Annotated in this window: 22 protein-coding genes; 18 read left to right on the forward strand and 4 right to left on the reverse strand. The window is 68.7% G+C overall.

Features of this window, described 5'->3' with window-relative positions; all coding sequences use genetic code 11:
• The coding region (locus tag ACWDR3_RS39605; protein ID WP_450357464.1) for a hypothetical protein at positions 1-197 on the reverse strand (197 nt) is incomplete at its 3' end.
• Positions 198-319: 122 nt separating this feature from the next.
• On the opposite strand from ACWDR3_RS39605, the gene ACWDR3_RS39610 reads away from it, so the two are divergent.
• Positions 320-886: a hypothetical protein gene (locus ACWDR3_RS39610; RefSeq protein WP_450357448.1), complete on the forward strand. Its 567-nt coding sequence runs from the start codon at positions 320-322 to the stop codon at positions 884-886.
• Positions 887-944: 58 nt separating this feature from the next.
• Here the strand turns inward: ACWDR3_RS39610 and ACWDR3_RS39615 are convergent, their stop codons facing one another.
• A complete protein-coding gene (locus ACWDR3_RS39615; protein WP_450357449.1) occupies positions 945-1,250 on the reverse strand; it encodes a ferredoxin in 306 nt (101 codons plus the stop codon).
• Positions 1,251-1,493: 243 nt separating this feature from the next.
• Between ACWDR3_RS39615 and arc the strand changes: the two genes are divergently transcribed.
• From arc to prcA, 6 genes are all read left to right on the forward strand, one after another.
• The gene (arc, locus tag ACWDR3_RS39620; RefSeq protein WP_450357450.1) at positions 1,494-3,260 is read left to right on the forward strand and encodes a proteasome ATPase; all 1,767 of its coding nucleotides are present in this window, start codon (positions 1,494-1,496) and stop codon (positions 3,258-3,260) included.
• A 244-nt stretch (positions 3,261-3,504) separates the two neighbouring features.
• Entirely contained in the window at positions 3,505-5,016 is a 1,512-nt protein-coding gene (dop, locus tag ACWDR3_RS39625) for a depupylase/deamidase Dop (protein ID WP_450357451.1), read from the forward strand.
• Positions 5,017-5,171: 155 nt separating this feature from the next.
• Positions 5,172-5,387: a ubiquitin-like protein Pup gene (locus ACWDR3_RS39630; RefSeq protein ID WP_123544333.1), complete on the forward strand. Its 216-nt coding sequence runs from the start codon at positions 5,172-5,174 to the stop codon at positions 5,385-5,387.
• A 392-nt stretch (positions 5,388-5,779) separates the two neighbouring features.
• A complete protein-coding gene (locus ACWDR3_RS39635) occupies positions 5,780-6,013 on the forward strand; it encodes an endonuclease VII domain-containing protein (RefSeq protein WP_450357463.1) in 234 nt (77 codons plus the stop codon).
• Positions 5,965-6,810: a proteasome subunit beta gene (gene prcB, locus ACWDR3_RS39640; RefSeq protein WP_402362034.1), complete on the forward strand. Its 846-nt coding sequence runs from the start codon at positions 5,965-5,967 to the stop codon at positions 6,808-6,810. Before ACWDR3_RS39635 ends, prcB begins: the two co-directional genes overlap by 49 nt.
• 71 nt (positions 6,811-6,881) lie before the next feature.
• Positions 6,882-7,640 (forward strand): proteasome subunit alpha, encoded by a 759-nt coding sequence (gene prcA / locus ACWDR3_RS39645; RefSeq protein ID WP_450357452.1) that lies wholly within the window; start codon positions 6,882-6,884, stop codon positions 7,638-7,640.
• An 82-nt stretch (positions 7,641-7,722) separates the two neighbouring features.
• On the opposite strand, the gene ACWDR3_RS39650 is transcribed toward prcA, so the two are convergent.
• Positions 7,723-8,739, reverse strand: a complete 1,017-nt coding sequence (locus tag ACWDR3_RS39650; protein WP_450357453.1) for a LacI family DNA-binding transcriptional regulator — start codon at positions 8,737-8,739, stop codon at positions 7,723-7,725.
• 116 nt (positions 8,740-8,855) lie between these two features.
• Between ACWDR3_RS39650 and ACWDR3_RS39655 the strand changes: the two genes are divergently transcribed.
• The 11 genes from ACWDR3_RS39655 (at position 8,856) to ACWDR3_RS39705 (ending at position 20,315) form a co-directional block, all read left to right on the forward strand.
• Entirely contained in the window at positions 8,856-10,115 is a 1,260-nt protein-coding gene (locus ACWDR3_RS39655; RefSeq protein ID WP_450357454.1) for an MFS transporter, read from the forward strand.
• Between the two features lie 9 nt (positions 10,116-10,124).
• Entirely contained in the window at positions 10,125-11,486 is a 1,362-nt protein-coding gene (pafA, locus tag ACWDR3_RS39660; RefSeq protein WP_124002698.1) for a Pup--protein ligase, read from the forward strand.
• A 135-nt stretch (positions 11,487-11,621) separates the two neighbouring features.
• Entirely contained in the window at positions 11,622-12,635 is a 1,014-nt protein-coding gene (locus tag ACWDR3_RS39665) for an FKBP-type peptidyl-prolyl cis-trans isomerase (protein WP_450357455.1), read from the forward strand.
• A 61-nt stretch (positions 12,636-12,696) separates the two neighbouring features.
• Positions 12,697-13,068 (forward strand): FKBP-type peptidyl-prolyl cis-trans isomerase, encoded by a 372-nt coding sequence (locus tag ACWDR3_RS39670; RefSeq protein WP_124002700.1) that lies wholly within the window; start codon positions 12,697-12,699, stop codon positions 13,066-13,068.
• A gap of 130 nt (positions 13,069-13,198) precedes the next feature.
• The gene (locus ACWDR3_RS39675; protein ID WP_450357456.1) at positions 13,199-14,152 is read left to right on the forward strand and encodes a helix-turn-helix transcriptional regulator; all 954 of its coding nucleotides are present in this window, start codon (positions 13,199-13,201) and stop codon (positions 14,150-14,152) included.
• An 18-nt stretch (positions 14,153-14,170) separates the two neighbouring features.
• On the forward strand, positions 14,171-15,235 hold the full coding sequence (locus tag ACWDR3_RS39680; protein ID WP_450357457.1) for a helix-turn-helix transcriptional regulator: 1,065 nt from the start codon (positions 14,171-14,173) through the stop codon (positions 15,233-15,235).
• The gene (locus ACWDR3_RS39685; protein WP_450357458.1) at positions 15,232-15,540 is read left to right on the forward strand and encodes a hypothetical protein; all 309 of its coding nucleotides are present in this window, start codon (positions 15,232-15,234) and stop codon (positions 15,538-15,540) included. Before ACWDR3_RS39680 ends, ACWDR3_RS39685 begins: the two co-directional genes overlap by 4 nt.
• A gap of 19 nt (positions 15,541-15,559) precedes the next feature.
• Positions 15,560-15,754: a hypothetical protein gene (locus ACWDR3_RS39690; protein WP_450357459.1), complete on the forward strand. Its 195-nt coding sequence runs from the start codon at positions 15,560-15,562 to the stop codon at positions 15,752-15,754.
• Positions 15,755-16,015: 261 nt separating this feature from the next.
• Positions 16,016-16,303, forward strand: coding sequence for a Sec-independent protein translocase subunit TatA (gene tatA, locus ACWDR3_RS39695; RefSeq protein ID WP_402362059.1), 288 nt, complete (start codon positions 16,016-16,018; stop codon positions 16,301-16,303).
• Between the two features lie 47 nt (positions 16,304-16,350).
• Complete coding sequence (tatC, locus tag ACWDR3_RS39700; RefSeq protein ID WP_450357460.1) at positions 16,351-17,301, forward strand: twin-arginine translocase subunit TatC; 951 nt, start codon at positions 16,351-16,353, stop codon at positions 17,299-17,301.
• Positions 17,302-17,462: 161 nt separating this feature from the next.
• Positions 17,463-20,315, forward strand: a complete 2,853-nt coding sequence (locus ACWDR3_RS39705; protein WP_450357461.1) for a DEAD/DEAH box helicase — start codon at positions 17,463-17,465, stop codon at positions 20,313-20,315.
• A 71-nt stretch (positions 20,316-20,386) separates the two neighbouring features.
• Here the strand turns inward: ACWDR3_RS39705 and ACWDR3_RS39710 are convergent.
• The coding region (locus ACWDR3_RS39710) for an allophanate hydrolase (RefSeq protein ID WP_450357462.1) at positions 20,387-21,944 on the reverse strand (1,558 nt) is incomplete at its 5' end.

Consider the following 21,944-nt stretch of genomic DNA (forward strand, 5'->3'; position numbering starts at 1 on the left):
TGCCCGGCGCGCTCGCGGCCCGGCTCGGCGGGGACGAGTTCTGTCTGCTCGCGGTCGGCCCGGCCGCCGACGAGGTGGTCGAGGCGGCCCGTGAATCCCGGACCGACCCGGGAACTGGGGCGCGGCGCCTTCTTGTTGACGTCTCCGTGCCTGTCGATTTCGTAGCTGTCGACGCCTTCGTACGGAAGCGCCGCCACCCTCCGCACGCTCCCGGCGAGCACCGGCGCACAACCCCTGACCCCGCCGTTCCCCCGCACTGTGACGTGTGGCACGATGCAGGCCACCCCCACCGGCACAGCCCTCACAGGAGACACTCCTAGTGCAGCAATCCGCCGTCCCGGAACTGGCACACACGCACACCCGTCCGATCCACTGGGTCGCCACCGCCACAGCAGTCGCCGGCGTGATAGCCCTGTCCTCGGTCCTGCAGCCCAACTCCGCGACGGCCCAGACGGCCGGTCCGGAGACGAAGTCCACGCACGCCGTCGCGCCGGATCCCGCGGGCGTGCACTTCCCGCTCAGCTGCGGCCCGGTGAAGTCCGCGGTGCGGGAGAAGGCCACCGGAGACCTCGACGGCGACGGCAACCCGGAGACGGTGGCCGTGGTCCACTGCGACTCCGCGATGGGCACCCCGCCCGACGGCGTCTACGTCCTCACCCGCGCCTCCGACGGCAAGCCCCGACTGGTGGCCACCCTGGTGGACCCCAAGGACGGCAACACGGTGAGTGACTTCGCGGTGCGTGACGGAGCCGTCCTCGCCACCCTGTTCGGCTACTCGTCGAAGGACATCCCCCGCTGCTGCCCGGACGTCAAGGACAGCGTGAAGTGGCAGTGGAAGAACGGCACGTTCGTCCGCTCGACACCCGCCGGTGCCCAGAGTGTGTGACCCACGTCACCAAGGCTTGTGAGAAATCAGACAGAAGTGACGTAACGCGCGCGTGCCGTCACTCCGCGTCCGGCCCGAAGACCTCGACCCTGTCTGAAATTCGCCGTACATGGATGCACTCGCCCGGACACTCCTTCGCGGAGTCCACCACATCCGTGAGAAGCGGCAACGGAACGGGCGTTGTCGCCCCCGGAGCCTGCAGCAGTTCCTCGCCCGCACCCCGCACATAAGCCAGGCCGTCGATGTCCAGCTCGAAGACCTCCGGCGCGTACTGCACACAGATGCCGTCGCCGGTACACAGGTCCTGGTCGATCCAGACTTCCAGAGCCTCACCGCCGCTTCCGGCCTCCTGCTGCACGCTCATGTCTCCTGCCGTTTAGATGTCGAGCCGACGGGAATCAGGCCAGCTCTGACGGGTGTTGAACACTTCGACCCTACCTCCGGCGGCTTCCCAATCATGTTCGGTGGGTATTCCCCTGGCGTGAGGGAGAGCGCAAGGGTGAAGATCGGACACACCTCGACAGTCTTTGTGATCTAGGGGTTTCAATCGACACCCACCCAGGTAGGGTCTGGAAGCGTCCAGCTCCCCTTGGAGGAGGTGAGGACCGTGGCAGCCCACGACGACGACATGAACCGCGGCATCCGCCCGGGACGAGGGTCCGACGACCCGGCCGGGCAGATTGCCTACCTTGAGCAGGAGATCGCCGTCCTGCGACGCAAGCTCGCCGACTCTCCGCGACACACGAGGATTCTCGAAGAGCGGATCGTCGAGCTGCAGACCAACTTGGCCGGCGTGTCCGCCCAGAACGAGCGACTCGCCAACACGCTCCGTGAGGCCCGCGACCAGATCGTGGCCCTCAAGGAGGAGGTCGACCGGCTCGCACAGCCCCCGGCCGGCTTCGGAGTCTTCCTCGAAGCCAACGAGGACGGCACGGCCGACATCTTCACCGGCGGCCGCAAGCTCCGGGTGAACGTCAGCCCCAGCGTCGAGCTCGACGAGCTCAGGCGCGGCCAGGAAGTGATGCTCAACGAAGCGCTCAACGTGGTCGAGGCCATGGAGTACGAGCGCGTCGGAGACATCGTCACCCTCAAGGAGATCCTCGAGGACGGCGAACGCGCCCTGGTGCTCGGACACACCGACGAAGAACGAGTGGTGCGGCTCGCCGAACCCCTGCTCGACGTCAACATCCGTCCCGGCGACGCCCTCCTGCTCGAACCCCGCTCCGGCTACGTCTACGAGATCGTGCCCAAGAGCGAGGTCGAGGAACTCGTACTCGAAGAGGTCCCCGACATCGGCTACGAGCAGATCGGCGGTCTGGGCGGCCAGATCGAGATGATCCGCGACGCCGTCGAACTCCCGTACCTCTACCCGGACCTCTTCAAAGAGCACGAACTCCGGCCGCCCAAGGGCGTCCTGCTCTACGGACCGCCCGGATGCGGCAAGACGCTCATCGCCAAGGCCGTCGCCAACTCGCTGGCCAAAAAGGTCGCCGAAGTCACCGGCCAGGCCGCCGGCAAGAGCTTCTTCCTCAACATCAAGGGTCCCGAGCTCCTCAACAAGTACGTCGGCGAGACCGAGCGGCAGATCCGCCTCGTCTTCCAACGCGCACGTGAGAAGGCCAGCGAAGGCACCCCCGTCATCGTCTTCTTCGACGAGATGGAATCCCTCTTCCGCACCCGTGGATCCGGTGTCAGCTCGGACGTGGAGAACACCATCGTCCCCCAGCTGCTCGCCGAGATCGACGGCGTCGAGGGCCTGCAGAACGTGGTCGTGATCGGCGCCTCCAACCGCGAGGACATGATCGACCCCGCCATCCTGCGCCCCGGTCGCCTGGACGTGAAGATCAAGATCGAACGTCCCGACGCCGAGGCCGCCAAGGACATCTTCGGCAAGTACCTCACCGAACGCCTCCCGCTCCACCCCGAGGACCTCGGCGAGCACGGCGGCAGCAAGACGACCACCGTCGAAAGCATGATCCAGACGGCCGTCGAGCACATGTACACGGAATCCGAGGAGAACCGCTTCCTGGAAGTCACCTACGCCAACGGTGACAAGGAAGTCCTCTACTTCAAGGACTTCAACTCCGGCGCCATGATCGAGAACATCGTGGGCCGCGCCAAGAAGATGGCCATCAAGGACTTCCTCGACAACAAGCAGAAGGGCATCCGCGTCTCGCACCTCCTCCAGGCCTGCGTGGACGAGTTCAAGGAGAACGAGGACCTGCCCAACACCACCAACCCGGACGACTGGGCCCGCATCTCCGGAAAGAAGGGCGAACGGATCGTCTACATCCGTACCCTCATCACCGGAAAGCAGGGAGCGGACACCGGACGCTCCATCGACACGGTGGCCAACACCGGTCAGTACCTGTAGAAGACAGGGCGGCTGCGGGTGCCCCCAGTGGGTACCCGCAGCCGACTGCTTTTCAGGCCACGACCGGAACAAAGGCGAGCAAGGCAATGACGCAAATGATCTCCCCACCAGCGCAAAGCCGTTCTAGGCTCTTCGGTACCGCCGAGTCGCGCAGTGCGGGGACGGGCACCGCACACGCACCGGAGCGCCAGCGGTACTTGAGCGACGTCCCCGACCGAGGACGCCGCCGGGCAAGGAGGGCCGCATGACCGTACGGCGAGTAATGGGCATCGAGACGGAGTACGGCATCTCCGTTCCCGGTCACCCCAACGCCAATGCCATGCTCACCTCGTCCCAGATCGTCAACGCCTACGCGGCGGCGATGCACCGGGCCCGACGGGCCCGCTGGGACTTCGAGGAGGAGAACCCGCTGCGCGACGCGCGAGGCTTCGACCTCGCCCGGGAAGCCGCCGACTCCAGCCAGCTCACCGACGAGGACATCGGCCTCGCCAATGTCATCCTCACCAACGGCGCACGGCTCTACGTCGACCACGCACACCCGGAGTACAGCTCCCCCGAAGTCACCAACCCCATGGACGCCGTCCTGTGGGACAAGGCCGGCGAACGCATCATGGCCGAGGCCGCCGAACGCGCGGCCCAACTCCCGGGCGCCCAGCCGATCCACCTCTACAAGAACAACACCGACAACAAGGGCGCCTCCTACGGCACGCACGAGAACTACCTGATGAAGCGGGAGACCCCCTTCTCGGACATCGTGCGCCACCTCACGCCCTTCTTCGTCTCCCGACAGGTCGTCACCGGAGCGGGCCGCGTCGGCATCGGCCAGGACGGACACGAACACGGCTTCCAGCTCAGCCAGCGCGCCGACTACTTCGAGGTCGAGGTCGGCCTGGAGACCACCCTCAAGCGACCGATCATCAACACCCGCGACGAACCGCACGCGGACGCCGAGAAGTACCGCCGCCTGCACGTGATCATCGGCGACGCGAACCTCTCCGAGATCTCGACCTACCTCAAACTCGGCACCACCGCCCTCGTTCTCTCCATGATCGAGGACGGCTTCATCGCCGTGGACCTGGCCGTGGACCAACCCGTCCGCACCCTCCACCAGGTCTCCCACGACCCGACACTCAAGCGCCTGGTCACCCTCCGTAGCGGCCGCACGCTCACCGCCGTCCAGCTCCAGATGGAGTACTTCGAGCTCGCTCGCAAATACGTCGAGGAGCGCTACGGCGCGGACGCGGACGACCAGACCAAGGACGTCCTGGCCCGCTGGGAGGACACCCTCAACCGCCTGGAGAACGACCCGATGAGCCTCGCCGGCGAGCTGGACTGGGTCGCCAAGCGGGAACTCATGGAGGGCTACCGGCGCCGTGACGGCCTCGACTGGGACGCCGCCCGCCTCCAGCTCGTCGACCTCCAGTACGCCGACGTACGGGCCGAGAAGGGCCTCTACAACCGTCTGGCCGCCCGCGGCCGGATCAAGCGGCTGCTGGGCGAGGAGGACGTCGAGCGGGCCCGTACGAAGCCGCCGGAGGACACCCGCGCGTACTTCCGCGGGCGCTGTCTGGAGCAGTACGCGGACGACGTGGCCGCGGCCTCCTGGGACTCGGTGATCTTCGATCTGCCGGGCCGCGACTCCCTGCAGCGGGTCCCAACCCTGGAACCGCTACGCGGAACGCGAAATCACGTCAAGGAGCTCCTGGACCGCTGCCGCACCGCGGAAGACCTGGTCAGGGTGCTCTCGGGCGGCTGAGGGGCGCCCGGATCCGGTGGCGCCCGGCAGGGTGGAAAACCCGGCGTCCGGGAATCATCGAGGTGGTCCCCGTACGTTGTAGGAACTGCGGGGCCGATGTCTGACCCTGCTTGTAGGGTCTGATCAAGAACGTCGAACCGAGCGGGGTGAGGGTTATGGCGACCAAGGACACCGGCGGCGGCCAGCAGAAGGCGACACGCTCTACCGAGGAGGTCGAGGAGGCGCCCGAGGCGCAGGCATCCGAAGACCTCAAGGAGCGCCAGGAGAAGCTGAGCGACGACGTCGACTCCGTACTGGACGAGATTGACGACGTCTTGGAGGAGAACGCAGAGGACTTCGTTCGATCATTCGTTCAGAAGGGCGGCGAGTAACCTTCGAATTGAAGGGTTTCGGGGGGCTCGGGTTGCGAAGCGAAGAGGGTGTGAGGCGCTGTTCGCGGTGCAAGCAATACAGGCCGCGAGCAGCGTTCGCAAAGAACAAGTCCATGCGTGATGGGTTGCAGGCTTACTGCCGGGAGTGCGCGGCCGCGTACCACCAGCAGAGGCAGGTGGCCAAGGGGCGCAACGTCCGCCCCAGAGTGGACGTGCCTGAAGGCCACAAGCACTGCCGTACCTGTGGCGAGACCAAACCGCACAGTGAGTGGACGCGGAACAGTAGTGCCTCGGACGGTCTGGCGACACTCTGCAGGTCGTGCAAGGCGGTGAAGGGTCGGGCGCGTCACCTCAAGCGCCACTACGGCCTTACCGAAGCCGAGCGTGACGAGATGGTCGCCTCTCAGATGGGGCTCTGCGGGATCTGCCTGAAAGCTCCTGCCGTACATGTGGATCACTGCCACAAGACGGGTAGGGTCCGAGGCGTACTGTGCTTCAACTGCAATTCGGCCATCGGCAAGTTGGGCGACGATCCTGACGCCGTGCGCCGGGCCGCCGTTTATTTGGAAGGAATCGCGTGGAAGCCAACACTCGTAGCACCGGGCGTCTACCAGCTGCCTTCCTGACGCCGGGATCCTCGTCCTTCATGGACTTCCTGTCCGACCATCAGCCCGAGATGCTGCCGGGCAGGCGTCAACTGCCGCCCACCCAGGGTGTGATCGAGGCGCCGCACGGGACGACCATCGTGGCCGTGACCTTCCCGGGCGGTGTCGTGCTCGCCGGTGACCGGCGCGCCACGATGGGGAATGTGATCGCCCAGCGCGATATCGAGAAGGTGTTCCCGGCGGACGAGTACTCGGCTGTCGGTATCGCCGGTACGGCGGGCCTGGCCGTCGAGATGGTGAAGCTGTTCCAGCTGGAGCTGGAGCACTTCGAGAAGGTCGAGGGGGCGCAGCTCTCCTTGGAGGGCAAGGCGAACCGCCTGTCGACCATGATCCGTTCCAACCTCGGCATGGCGATGCAGGGCCTGGCCGTGGTCCCCCTCTTCGCCGGCTTCGACGTGGATCGTGACCGGGGCCGCATCTTCTCCTACGACGTGACGGGTGGCCGTTCGGAGGAGCACGGTTTCGCGGCGACGGGTTCCGGTTCGATCTTCGCGCGCGGTGCGATGAAGAAGCTCTACCGTGACGACCTGAACGAGGCGGAGGCCACGACTCTTGTGGTCCAGGCTCTCTATGACGCGGCGGACGACGATTCGGCGACCGGTGGTCCCGATGTCGCGCGCCGGATCTATCCGATCGTCACCGTGATCACCGACGACGGCTTCCGTCGGCTCAATGACGAGGAGTCCTCCGAGATCGCCCGCTCGATCCTGGCGCGGCGCCTGGAGCAGCCGGACGGCCCGCGGGCCGCGCTGCTGTAGTCGGCGCAGGGTTTGGGCAAGGTGATCGTGTGAACTCGACGGAACCCTCCGAAGAAAGGGACGGATAGCCGGTGTCGACGCCGTTCTATGTCTCACCCCAGCAGGCGATGGCCGACCGGGCCGAGTACGCCCGCAAGGGCATCGCGCGCGGCCGCAGCCTGGTCGTGATCCAGTACGCCGACGGCATCGTCTTCGTCGGTGAGAATCCTTCCCGTGCGCTGCACAAGTTCAGCGAGATCTATGACCGGATCGGTTTCGCGGCGGCGGGCAAGTACAACGAGTACGAGAACCTCCGTATCGGTGGCGTGCGTTATGCCGATCTTCGGGGTTACACCTATGACCGGGACGACGTGACGGCTCGCGGTCTGGCGAACGTCTATGCCCAGACGCTGGGCACGATCTTCTCGAGTGCGGCGGAGAAGCCGTACGAGGTGGAGTTGGTGGTCGCCGAGGTCGGCGACACGCCCGAGGGTGACCAGATCTACCGGTTGCCGCACGACGGTTCGATCGTGGACGAGCACGGTTCGGTCGCGGTCGGTGGCAACGCGGAGTTGATCAGCAACTATCTGGATCAGCGTCACGAGGAGGGCATGACCCTCGCGGAGGCGTTGAAGCTGGCCGTTCAGGCGTTGTCGCGTGAGTCGAACGGCACTCAGCGGGACATTCCCGCGGAGCGTCTTGAGGTCGCGGTGCTGGACCGTACGCGTCCGCAGCAGCGCAAGTTCAAGCGGATCGTGGGGCGTCAGCTGTCGCGTCTGCTGGATGCGGACGGTTCGGCGACGGCCACGACGGACGACGCCTCCGACGAGGAGCCTTCCGAGGAGGAGTGACCCCTCCGCGAGGAGGAGTGACACCCGCGCCATCCCGTCCACTGTGTGCCCCGGCCGTCGACTCGGCCGGGGCACAGGGCGTTCAGGAGGCGCTGGGGGGCGCTGTGGAGCCGCGTACGACGAGTTCGACCGGGATGTCGCCCGCGTCGGGTGTGCGGCCCTCCAGGACGGCCAGGAGGGCTCGCATGCCGTGTTCGCCGAAGAGCTCGGCGTTCAGCCGTACGGTCGTCAGCTCGGGGTCGAGGGCGGTGGCGAGGGCGAGGTCGTCCAGGCCGGTGATGGAGAGGTCGTCGGGGACGCGCAGGCCCAGACGCCGGGCGGCCTTGTAGGCGCCGGCGGCGAGTTTGTCGTCGTCGCAGACCACTGCCGTGGGCCGGGGTCCGGGCGCTGCCAGGGCGGTCGTGGCGGCGGTGAGGGCGTCGTCGATGGAGATCGGCGCGCGGGCGGTGCGGACGGATGTGCCAGGTACCGCGCCGATGCGGGTGGCCAGTTCGCGTGCGCGTACCTCGAAGGTCCAGGACGGGACGTCGGCGGCGAGGTGCAGGAACCGGCGGTGGCCGAGGTCGAGGAGGTGCTCGGCGACCTGTCGGACGCCGTCGGTGATGTCCAGGTTGACCGTGGCGGCGCCGAGGCTGCCTTCGGGGTCGCTGTCGAGCATCACCAGGGGCAGCTGGTCGCCGCGGATGGCGGTGAGGGCGTCGGCGGCCATGGAGGAGGCGATGACGCCGTCCAGGGCCGCCTGGGCGGACGCGAAGGGGTCTCTCGCGGGGCCGATGCCCTCGGGGGAGGGGTAGAGGACCACGCCGAAGCCGTGGTCGGCGGCGACACGGGCCGCGCCGGTGTAGACGCCGGCGAAGAATTCGGTGGTCAGCGCGGGCACGACGAGGAGGACGGTGCGGGTGCGGCCCAGGCGGAGGTTGCGGGCGGCGAGGTTGGGTCGGTAGCCGAGGTCGCGGGCGGCTTCCCGGACGCGTTCAGCGGTGGTCTCGGAGACGCGGCCCCGCCATTTGTCGCCGAGCACCAGGGAGACCGCGGCCTGGGAGACGCCGGCGGCCTGGGCGACGTCACGGCTCGTGGGGCGGGTGCTGCCTGGTGCCACCGTCGGGCTGCTCCTTCGGCTGGTTGTTCGTCTGGACTGGTGAACAGCGCACATGGTACGTATGGGAGAAGGAGTTATACGTAAAACTTCGGCGTTGCGGGTGAGGGGAAGCGGACATGGCTGCGGGATACGTGGAGATCCTCAGGGCTCGGCATGCCGCGCGTCTGCTCGCCGGCACGCTGGTGGGCCGGCTGCCGTGCGCGGTGGCCGCGATCGCCATCGTGCTGTTCGTCCGCTCGGAAGGCGGCACGTACAGCCTCGCGGGCGGACTCGCCGCCGCGTACGGGGTCGCCAACGCCGTGGGGCAGCCGCTCCTTGGCCGGTTCGTGGATCTGTACGGGCAGCCGCGCGTCCAGCTGCCCGCGGCGCTCGTCTCCGCGCTCGCCATGTCGGCCTTCGCTTTCACGGGCACCGACCCGTTGGCGCTCGCCTACGCGTGCGTGGCGCTGTCCGGGCTCTTCACGCCTCCTCTGGAGGGTGGTCTGCGGGCGCTGTGGTCCTCGGTGCTGCCCGGTGAGGGTCAGGTGCAGACGGCGTACGCGATGGACGCGGTCGCCCAGGAAGTCATGTTCACCGTCGGGCCGTTGCTGGTGACGCTGTGCGTGTCGTTGTGGTCGGCGCAGGCGGCGCTCGTGCTCATCAATGTCGTCGGTGTGCTGGGCGCCCTCTCGGTGGTCGTGTCGCCGCCTTCGCGCGCGTGGCGTTCGGCGCCGCGTGAGGCGCACTGGCTCGGCGCGTTGCGCTCGCCGGGGCTGCTGGTCCTGCTCGGCGCGTTCCTCGCCGTGGGCATCGCGCTCGGCTCCATCACGGTCGCGGCCGTGTCCTACGCGGACGACCACGGCGGGGACGCGGTGTACGGCTGGCTGATGGCCGGTATCGGCCTCGGTGCGCTCGTCGGCGGCACGGTGTACGGCGCGCGGCAGTGGAGCGGGCCGCCGGAGCGTCGACTGCGGGTGCTGGTCGCTCTTCTGGCGGTGTGTTACGTGCCGCTTGCGCTGACGCCGGGTCCGGTCGCGATGACGGCGCTGACGGCCGTCGCGGGCCTCTTCCTCGCGCCGTGTCTCGCCTGCGCGTTCGTCCTGGTCGACCGGCACGCGCCGCGTGGCACGGTCACCGAGGCGTTCTCCTGGATAGTGACGACGTTCACCGTGGGTTCGTCGGTCGGAACGGGCCTTGCGGGGCCGGTCGTCGAGTGGGGCGGGGCGGTGTGGGGCTTCGTCGTGCCGGGTGCCGCGGGGGCCGTGTCGCTGCTGGTTCTGCTGGCCACCGGACGGGTCCTCGCAGCTCCCGCAGGGGGCGCGGTCGTTGCGGCTTCATCGGAAAATGATCCAAACCGTGCGGTCGAACCCCGTTTCAGCTCAGGGGATCGGGCGTAATGTTCAGTCATGGACCGCCGCATTTTCGGGCTGGAGAACGAGTACGGCGTCACATGTACGTTCAGGGGACAGCGCCGCCTGTCTCCCGACGAGGTGGCGCGGTACCTCTTCCGCCGTGTCGTGTCATGGGGCCGAAGCAGCAATGTCTTTCTGCGGAACGGCGCCCGCCTCTATCTCGACGTGGGATCACATCCGGAATACGCGACACCGGAATGTGACAACGTGACCGAACTGGTCACCCACGACAAGGCCGGCGAGCGCATTCTCGAAGGACTCCTGGTGGACGCGGAACGACGCCTGCACGAGGAAGGAATCGCGGGCGACGTCTACCTCTTCAAGAACAACACCGACTCGGCGGGCAACTCCTACGGGTGCCACGAGAACTATCTCGTCGCCCGGCACGGGGAGTTCTCCCGGCTCGCGGACATCCTCATTCCGTTCCTGGTCACCCGCCAGCTCCTGTGCGGGGCGGGCAAGGTGCTGCAGACCCCGCGCGGCGCGGTGTACTGCGTGAGCCAGCGGGCCGAGCACATCTGGGAGGGCGTCTCCTCGGCGACGACCCGCTCCCGGCCCATCATCAACACGCGCGACGAACCGCACGCGGACGCCGAGCGCTACCGCCGCCTGCACGTCATCGTCGGCGACTCGAACATGTCCGAGACCACCATGCTGCTCAAGGTCGGCGCCACCGACCTGGTGCTGCGCATGATCGAGGCGGGCACCGTGATGCGCGACCTGACCCTGGAGAACCCGATCCGGGCGATCCGCGAGGTCAGCCACGACATCACCGGCCGGCGCAAGGTGCGCCTGGCCAGCGGCCGGGAGGCCTCCGCCCTCGAGGTGCAGCGCGAGTACTACGAGAAGGCCGTGGACTTCGTCGAGCGGCGTGGCATCCGCACCGGCGTCGTGGACCAGGTCCTGGAGCTGTGGGGCCGCACGCTGGACTCGATCGAGGCCGAGGACCTCGACCGGATCGGTACCGAGATCGACTGGGTCATGAAGTACAAGCTGATCGAGCGGTACCGGGCCAAGCACAACATGACCATGTCCCACCCGCGCGTCGCGCAGATCGACCTCGCCTACCACGACATCCACCGTCGGCGCGGTCTGTACTACCTCCTGGAGCGCAAGGGTCAAGCGGCCCGGATCTGCAACGACTTGAAGATCTTCGAGGGCAAGTCCGTGCCCCCACAGACCACTCGGGCCCGGCTGCGCGGCGACTTCATCCGCCGTGCCCAGGAGCAGCGCCGGGACTTCACCGTCGACTGGGTGCATCTCAAGCTCAACGACCAGGCGCAGCGCACGGTGTTGTGCAAGGACCCGTTCCGTTCCGTCGACGACCGGGTGGAGAAGCTGATCGCGGGAATGTGAGAGATGTGAACAACGCGTTCCGGTGACGGACCGGAACGCAACACGGGCGCCGCACGTTTCCAGTGCGGCGCCCTTCTCACGCCGTAGAGTTGCGCGCACGCCATCATCAAGATCGACCGATACGAGGCCTTAACCGTGCGCCGACGCTCCCTACTGATTGCCGTACCCGCAGGACTGGTCACGCTCGCCGGATGCGGTGACGACGACAAGTCCGACTCGAGCAAGGCCAGCGACAGCGCCTCGCCCGCACCCTCGGATTCGGCCTCCGCCTCCGCGCCGCCGCCACCGAAGATCGTCGACGGTCCGCTGCCGGCCATCACGGCGGGCACGAAGCTGGGCGAGAAGCCGACCGTCGCCAAGGGCACCGGCGATCCGTCGAAGGAGCTCGCGGTCAAGACGGTCATCGCGGGAGGCGGCAAGACCGTCGCGGAGAACGACTTCATCCAGGCCCACTACCTCGGCCAGATCTGGTCCACGGCGAAGGTCTTCGACAACTCCTACGACCGCAAGACCCAGTTGGTCATCCAGCTCGCCCAGGGCGGCATCATCGACGGCTGGCGCTACGCCCTGACGGGCAAGAAGGTCGGCAGCCGCGTCGAGTTCTCCGTACCGCCCACCTGGGGCTACGGCACCGAGGGCAACACGCAGGCGGGCATCAAGGGCACCGACACGCTGGTGTTCGTGGCCGACATCCAGGACACGTTCAACGCCAAGAGCTCCGCCAAGGGCACCGACGTCGCCCAGAGCGACGCGAAGCTACCGAAGGTCGGCACCAACACCGACGGCAAGGCGCCCTCCATCGACATCCCCAAGGGGGACGCGCCCACCAAGCTCGTGGCGAAGTACGTCATCGAGGGCGACGGCGACGAGGTCGCGGCCAACTCCAGCGTGCTCGTCCAGTACAAGGGCGTCCTGTGGGACACGGGCAAGGAGTTCGACTCGACGTACAGCCGCAGCGCTCTGACGTCGTTCTCCCTGGAGCAGGTCGTCAAGGGGTGGGCGCAGGGTCTGACCGGGAAGAAGGTCGGCAGCCGCGTCCTCATCGTCATTCCGCCGAGCCTGGGTTACGGCGACAGCCCGCCGGCCGGCAGCGGCATCAAGAAGGACTCCGTGCTGGTCTTCTCGGTCGACATCCTGGCGAAGATGTAGCACCGCTGAGGTGTAAGACTGTGTGTGTTGCCTTTTCGCAGACAAAGCAGGAGCTAGAGACGTGAGCATCGAGAAGCCCGAGATCGACTTCCCGGGCGGCGAGCCCCCGGCGGACCTGGAGATCAAGGACATCTGGGAGGGCGACGGCGCGGTGGCGCAGGCGGGCCAGACCGTCACCGTCCACTACGTCGGCGTGGCCTTCAGCACCGGCGAGGAGTTCGACGCCAGTTGGAACCGCGGCACCCCGTTCCGCTTCCCGCTCGGCGGCGGCCGTGTCATCAAGGGCTGGGACCAGGGCGTCCAGGGCATGAAGGTCGGCGGCCGTCGCCAGCTGACCATCCCCGCGCACCTCGCCTACGGCAACCAGAGCCCGACCCCGGCGATCAAGCCCGGCGAGACCCTGATCTTCGTGGTCGACCTGGTCGGCGTCTGATCGACGGATCCGACCGGACCCGATCAGCCGAGGCCCATGCCTGTCCGGGCATGGGCCTCGGCTTTTGCCGCGCCACCGCGGGGCGGTACGGTCAACGTCCGTAAGCACCATAGGGAGGCGAAGGGCGTCGATGGCCATTGCCAAGGCCGAGCGGCTGATGAACCTGGCGCTGTGTCTGCTCGGGACGCGCAGGCCGCTGAGCAAGCGTGAGCTGCGCGAGTCCATCGAGGCCTATCTGGAGGCCGGCAGCGACGACTCCTTCAACCGGATGTTCGAGCGGGACAAGGACGATCTGCGCGAACTCGGCCTGGTCATCGAGACGGTGGAGAACCTGGACGGCGAGATGGGCTACCTGGCCCGCCGCGACAGCAACCGTCTGCCGCCCATCACCCTCGACGCCGAGGAGGCTGCGGCCCTGGGCCTGGCCGCCAAGGTCTGGCAGCAGGCTCGGCTCGCGGGCGCGGCCAGCGGTGCCCTGCAGAAGCTGCGCGCGGCCGGCCTGCCCGAGGACGTCGATCCCTACGAGGCGCACGGCGCCCTTGAGCCCCGTATCCCTGTGCACGAGGTGGCGTTCGAGCCGCTGATGCTCGCCTGCCGCGACCGCCGCCCGGTCGTCTTCGACTACCGCAAGGCCACCGCCGCCCACCCCGAGCCCCGGCATGTGGAGCCGTGGGCGCTGGAGTGCTGGCGCGGTCACTGGTACCTGGCCGGCTGGGACCGCGACCGCAGCGCGGAGCGGGTCTTCCGGCTCTCGCGGATCACCGGGCGGGTGCGCAGCCGTACGGGCAAGTTCACCGCCGAGATCCCCGATGTCGTCACCGTCCGGGAGACCGTGGCGAGTTGGGCGGGGGAGAACGCCGACCGATCCGCGCTGATCCGGCTGCGCACGGGCTCCGGTTACCCCCTTCGGGCGAAGGCCACCTCGGTGCGGGAACTCGGCGACGGCTGGGACGAGTTGGAGATTCCGTACGGGCACGGGCTGGACGCCTGGCTGGTGGAGTTCGGGCCGGACGTGGTGGTCCTGGAGCCGGCCGAGCTGCGCGCGGACGTGGTGGACCGGCTGCGTGCCGTGGCCAAGGGCTGAGGGGGAGCGGACAACACAGTGGCAGGAAAACCGGTCAGGCCGGCCAGCGCCATCGACCAGACCCGGCGGATGCTCTCGCTGGTGACGTATCTGCGGGAGCGGCCCGGCGCGCGCGTCGAGGACGTCGCCCGCGCGTTCGGGATCACCGAGGACGAGCTGGTCTCCGACCTCGATGTGCTGCCCATGTGCGGCACCAGCTTCCGGGGCGGCGACCTCCTCGACATCGACACCGACGGCGACCGCATCTGGTGGCACAACCCCGCCGCCCTCGGCGAGGAGGCGGCCGAACCGCTGCGGCTGGCCGCCGACGAGGCGACCGCGCTGCTGGTGGCGGGCCGGGCCGTGTCCACCCTGCCGGGGCTGCGCGAGAGCGACCGGCAGGCCCTGCTGCGGGCCACCGCCAAGGTGGAGACCGCGGCCGGCGAGGCCGCGGGCGCAAGCTCCCGCCTCTCGGTGACCTTCGAGGCCGAGGGCGGCGTCTTCGCGGACGTCGACCGGGCCATCTCCGAGCGCCGCCGGCTGTGGATCCGCTACTACTCGCCGGCCCGCGACGAGCTCACCGAGCGCGAGATCGACCCCATCCGCCTGGTCAGCGTCGGACACACCTACGTAGAAGCGTGGTGTCGGCGCTCCGAGGCGCGCCGCACCTTCCGGCTCGACCGGGTCGCCGAGATCCGCATCCTGGACGAGCCGTCCGCGCCCCCCGAGATGGAGCTGCGGGACCTCTCCGAGGCGCTGGTGCAGCCCGCCGCCGAGGACCCGGAGGTCGTCGTGGAGGTCGGCCCTGGCGGGCGCTGGGTCGCCGAGTACTACCCGCACGACAGTGCGGATGAGCTTCCGGACGGCGGGCTGCGTATTACTCTGCGCACCCCAGACCCGACCTCTCTGCGACGCCTGGCGCTGCGGCTCGGACGGGACGGCCGCATCGTCTCGCCGCACGACCTCGCCGACAGCGCCCGCCAGGCGGCCCGGGAGGCGCTCGCGGCGTACGACGGCGTCGAGCCGCGGGACGCGCAGGGCGCCGGCACGGTTCACGACGGGACCTTCGACAAGCACCACGACAGGCAGGAGCAGGGGCTTTGAGCGAGTCGTCGATGTCTGGTGTGCAGGACGCGGAAGTGCAGGACATGTCGGTGGCGTCGGCCTTCGCGGGGATGCGGAGCGTTTCCCCGGTGACGTTCCGGGCCGGCTGCCCGGAGTGCCGGGGCAGTTTCGAGCTCACCGCGAGCGCCCTGCGCCTGGCCATCGGCGCCACGAGCCGCACCACCTTCTACTCCTTCACCTGCCCCGACTGCGACAGCCTGGTCCGCAAGCCGGCGGGGGAGCGGATCGTCGAGCTGCTGACGGGCGGCGGGGTCAAGACCCTGCGTCTGCACTCCGCCCTCTAGACCCTCTAGGCTCGCCTCCATGTTCTGGCCGATGTTCGCGGTAGCTGTGGGTTTTCTGGGCCTCGCGGTCCTCGGAGTGCTGGCCGTCCGGGTCTTTTTGGAGGCGCGGCGCCTGGGACTGCAGGTGACGGAGGCCGCACGCCGGATCAACCGGGCCGCCGAGGACCTGGAGAAGGCCGCGGTGAGCACCGCGCGCACTGTCGACTCTCTGTGAGCCCCACTGTGCGGGGCGTGTGAGTCGTGCGCCGGAGGCGTTTTGGGTCACTTCGGCCTGTCACCCTTGCCACTGCGGCAGGTACGCTGCTGGTCGCGGCCCGGCGAACGAGGCGCGGACCGCGGACCGGGAGTACGCACGGGGATTGCCTGACGTTTACCCCTGAGCGTTACGATCGCTGCCAGCACGGTTGATCGGACAGATGTCCGACCGATCGGACAGCACCCCCACCCAGCCGCCTCGGTGAGAAGGTAAAGACTTATGTTCGGAAGGCTCGGAGCCCCCGAGATCATTCTCATCCTCGTCGTCATCATCCTGCTCTTCGGCGCGAAGAAGCTTCCGGACATGGCCCGTTCGCTCGGCAAGTCCGCGCGCATCCTCAAGAGCGAGGCCAAGGCGATGAAGGACGAGGGCAACAACAGCTCCGCCACCGCCCAGGCGCCCACCACCGGTGAGCAGACGCAGGCGCCGCGCACCATCCAGGCCTCCCCCGGAGACGTGACCAGCTCGCGTCCGGTCACCGAGCCGACGGACACCACGAAGGCCTGATGCCGGGCCGGTGACCTCCGGCCCGCCGCACGAGATGGGAACGTGGGTTGCTGAAGCCTGCCCGCAAGAAGGAGAGGGACCCCGAGGGGCGGATGCCCCTCGCGGAACACCTTCGTGAGCTCCGCAACCGGCTCGCGAAGGCGATGCTGGCCATCGTTGTCGTCACGGCCGTGGCTGCCTTCTTCTACAACGACATCGTCAACATCATCACCAAACCGGTGCTCGACTCGGTCGGCTGCGGCCAGACCTTCGAACAGTTGGCGAAATCCAGCGACAAGACTCACCAGTGTGCGCAGATCACGATCAACGGTCTGCTGACGCCGTTCACACTGGCTCTGAAGGTGTCGCTGATGGCCGGCGTCGTGCTGGCCTCCCCGGTGTGGCTCTACCAGCTGTGGGCCTTCGTCGCCCCCGGCCTGCACCGCCACGAGCGCAAGTACGCCTACGCGTTCGTCGGCACCGGCGTACCGCTGTTCCTCGGCGGCGCCTACTTCGCCTACCGGGTGCTGCCCACCACGGCGAAGGTGCTCATCGGCTTCACGCCGAAGGACGTCAACAACCTGCTGCCGCTGGACGACCTGCTCGACCTGGTCACCCGCATGGTGCTCGTCTTCGGCCTCTCCTTCGAGCTGCCGCTGCTGCTGATCATGCTCAACCTCACCGGGGTGCTGACCGGCCGGCGGATGCTCGGCTGGTGGCGCGCGATGATCATGGGCATCACCGTGTTCGCGGCCGTCGCGACACCGAGCACGGACCCGCTGACCATGCTGGCGCTCGCCGGCCCGATCTGGGTCCTGTACTTCGCCGCGGTCGTCTTCTCGCTGGTCAACGACCGGCGCAGGCGCCGCCGCGAGGCCGAGGGCCCGGACGACGACGAGGCCTCCGACCTGGACCTCACCCCCGAGGACATCGGCGAGATCGAGACCGTCTCCGCCACCCGCGCCCTGCCCGAACAGGCGACCACGGACCGGGTCAACGGCTACGACGACGTGACCTGACGCTCTCTCAGTCACCCTCACCGCGGATCGCGGCCGGGGCGCCCACCGGGCGCACCCGGCCGCTCTCGCGTCGGGACCGGGCTCGCCGGTCTGCGTGAGCAGTTCCCGTTCCGGGCGCTGAGCTGCGGGGATCCGGGGTTTGCCAGGGGCGGATACGGATAATGATCGTCCTGTTGTCAGTGGGGCCCGGTACGCTCGAAAGCACGATGACAGAGGACCTCTCACCGGCCGAGCGGTACGCGGCTGCCCGCAGTCGCGCTGCCGAGCAGGCCACCGCGCTCGCCGACTTCCGCGAGATGTACGACTTCGGCCTCGACCCCTTCCAGATCGAGGCCTGCAAGGCGCTCGAGGCGGGCAAGGGCGTGCTGGTCGCGGCTCCCACCGGATCGGGCAAGACGATCGTGGGCGAGTTCGCCGTCCACCTCGCCCTCCAGCAGGGCAAGAAATGCTTCTACACGACACCCATCAAGGCGCTGTCGAACCAGAAGTACGCCGACCTGTGCCGCCGCTACGGCGCGGACAAGGTCGGCCTGCTCACCGGCGACAACAGCGTCAACTCCGAGGCGCCGGTGGTCGTGATGACCACCGAGGTGCTGCGGAACATGCTGTACGCGGGCTCGCAGACCCTCCTGGGCCTCGGCTACGTGGTCATGGACGAGGTGCACTACCTCTCCGACCGCTTCCGCGGCGCCGTATGGGAAGAGGTGATCATCCACCTGCCGGAGTCCGTGACCCTGGTGTCCCTGTCGGCGACCGTGTCGAACGCCGAGGAGTTCGGCGACTGGCTCGACACCGTCCGCGGCGACACCGAGGTGATCGTCTCCGAGCACCGGCCCGTGCCGCTGTTCCAGCACGTGCTCGCCGGACGCCGGATGTACGACCTCTTCGAGGAGGGCGAGGGCAGCAAGAAGGCCGTCAACCCCGACCTCACGCGGCTGGCCCGCATGGAGGCGCAGCGCCCGTCCTACCAGGACCGCAGACGCGGCCGTGCCATGCGCGAGGCCGACCGGGAGCGGGAGCGCAGACAGCGCTCGCGGGTGTGGACCCCGAGTCGCCCCGAGGTCATCGAGCGCCTCGACTCCGAGGGCCTGCTGCCCGCCATCACGTTCATCTTCAGCCGCGCCGCCTGCGAGGCCGCCGTACAGCAGTGTCTGTTCGCCGGGCTGCGGCTCAACGACGACGAGGCGCGGGAGAAGGTCCGCGCCATCGTCGAGGAGCGCACGGCGTCCATCCCGAACGAGGATCTGCACGTCCTCGGGTACTACGAGTGGCTGGAAGGCCTTGAGCGGGGCATCGCGGCCCATCACGCGGGCATGCTGCCGACGTTCAAGGAGGTCGTCGAGGAACTGTTCCTGCACGGGCTCGTGAAGGCCGTGTTCGCGACCGAGACCCTGGCGCTCGGCATCAACATGCCCGCGCGCTCGGTGGTGCTGGAGAAGCTCGTCAAGTGGAACGGGCAGGAGCACGCCGACATCACCCCCGGCGAGTACACGCAGTTGACCGGGCGCGCGGGCCGGCGCGGCATCGACATCGAGGGCCACGCGGTCGTGCTGTGGCAGCGGGGCATCAGCCCCGAGCACCTCGCGGGCCTGGCCGGCACGCGCACGTACCCGCTGCGCTCCAGCTTCAAGCCGTCGTACAACATGGCGGTCAACCTGGTCGAGCAGTTCGGCCGGCACCGCTCGCGTGAGCTCCTGGAGACGTCCTTCGCGCAGTTCCAGGCCGACAAGTCGGTCGTCGGGATCTCGCGCCAGGTGCAGCGCAACGAGGAGGGCCTGGAGGGCTACAAGGACTCCATGACCTGCCACCTCGGCGACTTCGACGAATACATGACCCTGCGCCGCGAGCTCAAGGACCGTGAGAACGAACTGGCGAAGCAAGGCGCGGTCGAGCGACGGGCCGAGGCAGCCGTGGCGCTGGAGAAACTGAAGCCGGGAGACGTCATCCACGTCCCGACCGGCAAGTACGCGGGCCTGGCGCTGGTGTTGGACCCGGGACTTCCGGCCGGCCGGTCCAACGGCCACCGCGGCTTCGAGCACCACGACGGGCCGCGCCCGCTAGTCCTGACCGCCGAGCGGCAGGTCAAGCGGCTCGCGTCGATCGACTTCCCGGTGCCGGTCGAGGCACTGGAGCGGATGCGGATCCCGAAGTCCTTCAACCCGCGCTCACCGCAGTCCCGTCGCGACCTCGCCTCCGCGCTGCGCACCAAGGCCGGACACATCCCGCCGGAGCGGGCCCGCAAGAAGCGCGCCCAGGCGGCCGACGACCGGGAGATCGCTCGGCTGCGTACGGCGATCCGGGCGCACCCGTGCCATGGGTGCAACGACCGTGAGGATCACGCGCGTTGGGCCGAGCGGTATCACCGGCTGATGCGGGACACCTCGCAGCTGGAGCGGCGGATCGAGGGCCGGACCAACACGATCGCGCGGACCTTCGACCGGATCGTGGCGTTGCTGACCGAGCTGGACTATCTGCGGGGTGACGAGGTCACCGAGCACGGCAAGCGGCTGGCGCGGCTGTACGGCGAGTTGGATCTGCTGGCGAGTGAATGCCTGCGGGCGGGTGTGTGGGAAGGGCTCGGGCCCGCCGAACTCGCCGCGTGTGTTTCTGCGTTGGTGTACGAGGCGCGGGTCGGGGACGATGCGATGGCTCCGAAGGTGCCGTCCGGTAAGGCCAAGGCCGCGCTGGGGGAGATGGTGCGGATCTGGGGGCGGCTGGACGCCCTTGAGGAGGACTTCCGGATCAGTCAGACCGAGGGGGTCGGTCAGCGGGAGCCTGATCTTGGGTTTGCCTGGCCTGCGTATATGTGGGCGTCCGGGAAGGGGCTGGATGAGGTGCTGCGGGAGGCGGAGATGCCGGCCGGGGACTTTGTTCGGTGGTGCAAGCAGGTGATCGATGTGCTGGGGCAGATCTCGGCGGCATCCGCGGCGGAGGGGTCGACTGTGGCGAAGGCTGCGCGTAAGGCGGTTGATCAGTTGTTGCGGGGTGTGGTCGCCTACTCGTCGGTTGGGTGACCTGATTCGTTGGCGGGTGCGGGTTGTCTGTGGCTGGTCGCGCAGTTCCCCGCGCCCCTGGCGGCGTTGTCCTACCCTCGGTTCAGATATGAGCGCCAGCCTCCGTACTGGGTGATGTCCTCGGCGTTCGTCAGGGCCGTCGGTTCGCAGAGGAAGCCGGGGGTGCTTGTGCCGTCCGCCAGCTCCACACTGCCCAGCGTCATCGGGCGGGGGAGTGCGGCCAACAGACGGCCCAGGCCCGCTGCTGGTAGACGCCACACCTCCGTCTCGATGGCGGCGCCGCCCTCCCCTACATGCACCAAGCCCGGCTTTGGTGGGGTCGTCGCGAGGGCGTGCAGGCGGTAGACCGGGGCCGTTGTCGTTGTGCGGTCCAAGCGGGCGCCCAGGGACAGGAGTTGGGGGTTCAGGGGCTGGCCCGTCAGATGGGCGCCCACCACTGCGATACATGTCTCCGGTTCCAGCAGGCGCGCGATGGCGCCCAGGCGGTCCTCCGTGAACGCCGGGCCGATCAGCATGACGCCGAAGGGGAGGCCGTTGACCTCGCCCGATGGGACGGACAGCGCGGCCAGGTCGAAGAGGTTCGTGGAGTTGGTGAAGCGGCCCAGGCGGGCGTTGGTGCCCAGGGGGTCGGCGGCTACCTCGGAGAGGGTGGGGTGGCCCGGGGTCGTGGGGAGCAACAGGGCGTCCGCGTCGGCCAGTTCGGTGAGGGCGCGAGAGCGGAGTGCGGCCAGGCGGTCCAGGTCCGTGTAGAGGCGGTGGGCGGGGATGTCTCGGGCTCGGGTGATGATGCCGGTGACTGTGGGGTCCAGGCCGGGTGTGCCGTCTGCCATTGCTTTGTCGATAAAGCTCCCCACCGCCGTGTAGCGCTCGGCCACGAACGCGCCCTCGTACAGCATCGCGGCCGCCTCCGTGAAGGCGGAGAGGTCGAGGGTGCGGATGTCCGCGCCCGCTGACCTCAGTCGGGCCACGGCCGCCTCGTACGCCTCCGGCCAGCTCTCGTCCAGTTCGCCCAGTTGGCCGGGGGAGGGGATCGCCACGCGCCATGGGCCCGGGGCGCGCTGGGGGAGCGGGGGGAGGTGGCGGGTCGGTGGGGACGTCATGAAGGACAGGGCCTGTTCCGCCTCCGGGAGGGTGCGGGCGAAGACCGTCACGCAGTCCAGGGACGCGCAGGCCGGGACCACGCCCTCCGTCGGGACCAGGCCGCGGGTCGGCTTGATGCCGACGATGCCGTTGAAGGCGGCCGGGACCCGGCCGGAGCCCGCCGTGTCGGTGCCGAGGGCGAAGTCGACGATGCCCAGGGCCACGGCGACCGCCGAACCGGAGCTGGAGCCGCCGCTGATCCGGGTCGGGTCGACGGCGTTGCGGACGGCCCCGTGGGGTGAGCGGGTGCCGACCAGGCCGGTCGCGAACTGGTCGAGGTTCGTGGCGCCCAGGACCAGTGCGCCTGCCGCCCTGAGGCGGGCCACCACCGGCGCGTCCGTCTCCGGGGTGTACGCGTACGCCGGGCAGCCCGCTGTGGTCGGGAGGCCGTGTATCGCGGGGTCGATGAGCGGGGCGAGGACCGCGGCCTGCGGAGAGGCGGTCGCCTTGTCGAGGATGTGGCGCAGCGTGTAGGCGGCGTCCGCGGAG

It is taken from the genome of Streptomyces sp. NPDC001002 (genome assembly GCF_053599215.1).

Coding starts and splice junctions, on each gene's coding strand:
- ACWDR3_RS39630 (WP_123544333.1), top strand. CDS start 5,172: ATGGCGACCAAGGACACCGGCGGCGGCCAGCAGAAGGCGACACGCTCT.
- tatA (WP_402362059.1), top strand. CDS start 16,016: ATGTTCGGAAGGCTCGGAGCCCCCGAGATCATTCTCATCCTCGTCGTC.
- ACWDR3_RS39655 (WP_450357454.1), top strand. CDS start 8,856: ATGGCTGCGGGATACGTGGAGATCCTCAGGGCTCGGCATGCCGCGCGT.
- ACWDR3_RS39705 (WP_450357461.1), top strand. CDS start 17,463: ATGATCGTCCTGTTGTCAGTGGGGCCCGGTACGCTCGAAAGCACGATG.
- ACWDR3_RS39675 (WP_450357456.1), top strand. CDS start 13,199: ATGGCCATTGCCAAGGCCGAGCGGCTGATGAACCTGGCGCTGTGTCTG.
- ACWDR3_RS39690 (WP_450357459.1), top strand. CDS start 15,560: ATGTTCTGGCCGATGTTCGCGGTAGCTGTGGGTTTTCTGGGCCTCGCG.
- ACWDR3_RS39615 (WP_450357449.1), bottom strand. CDS start 1,250: ATGAGCGTGCAGCAGGAGGCCGGAAGCGGCGGTGAGGCTCTGGAAGTC.
- pafA (WP_124002698.1), top strand. CDS start 10,125: ATGGACCGCCGCATTTTCGGGCTGGAGAACGAGTACGGCGTCACATGT.
- ACWDR3_RS39635 (WP_450357463.1), top strand. CDS start 5,780: ATGGTCGCCTCTCAGATGGGGCTCTGCGGGATCTGCCTGAAAGCTCCT.
- dop (WP_450357451.1), top strand. CDS start 3,505: ATGACCGTACGGCGAGTAATGGGCATCGAGACGGAGTACGGCATCTCC.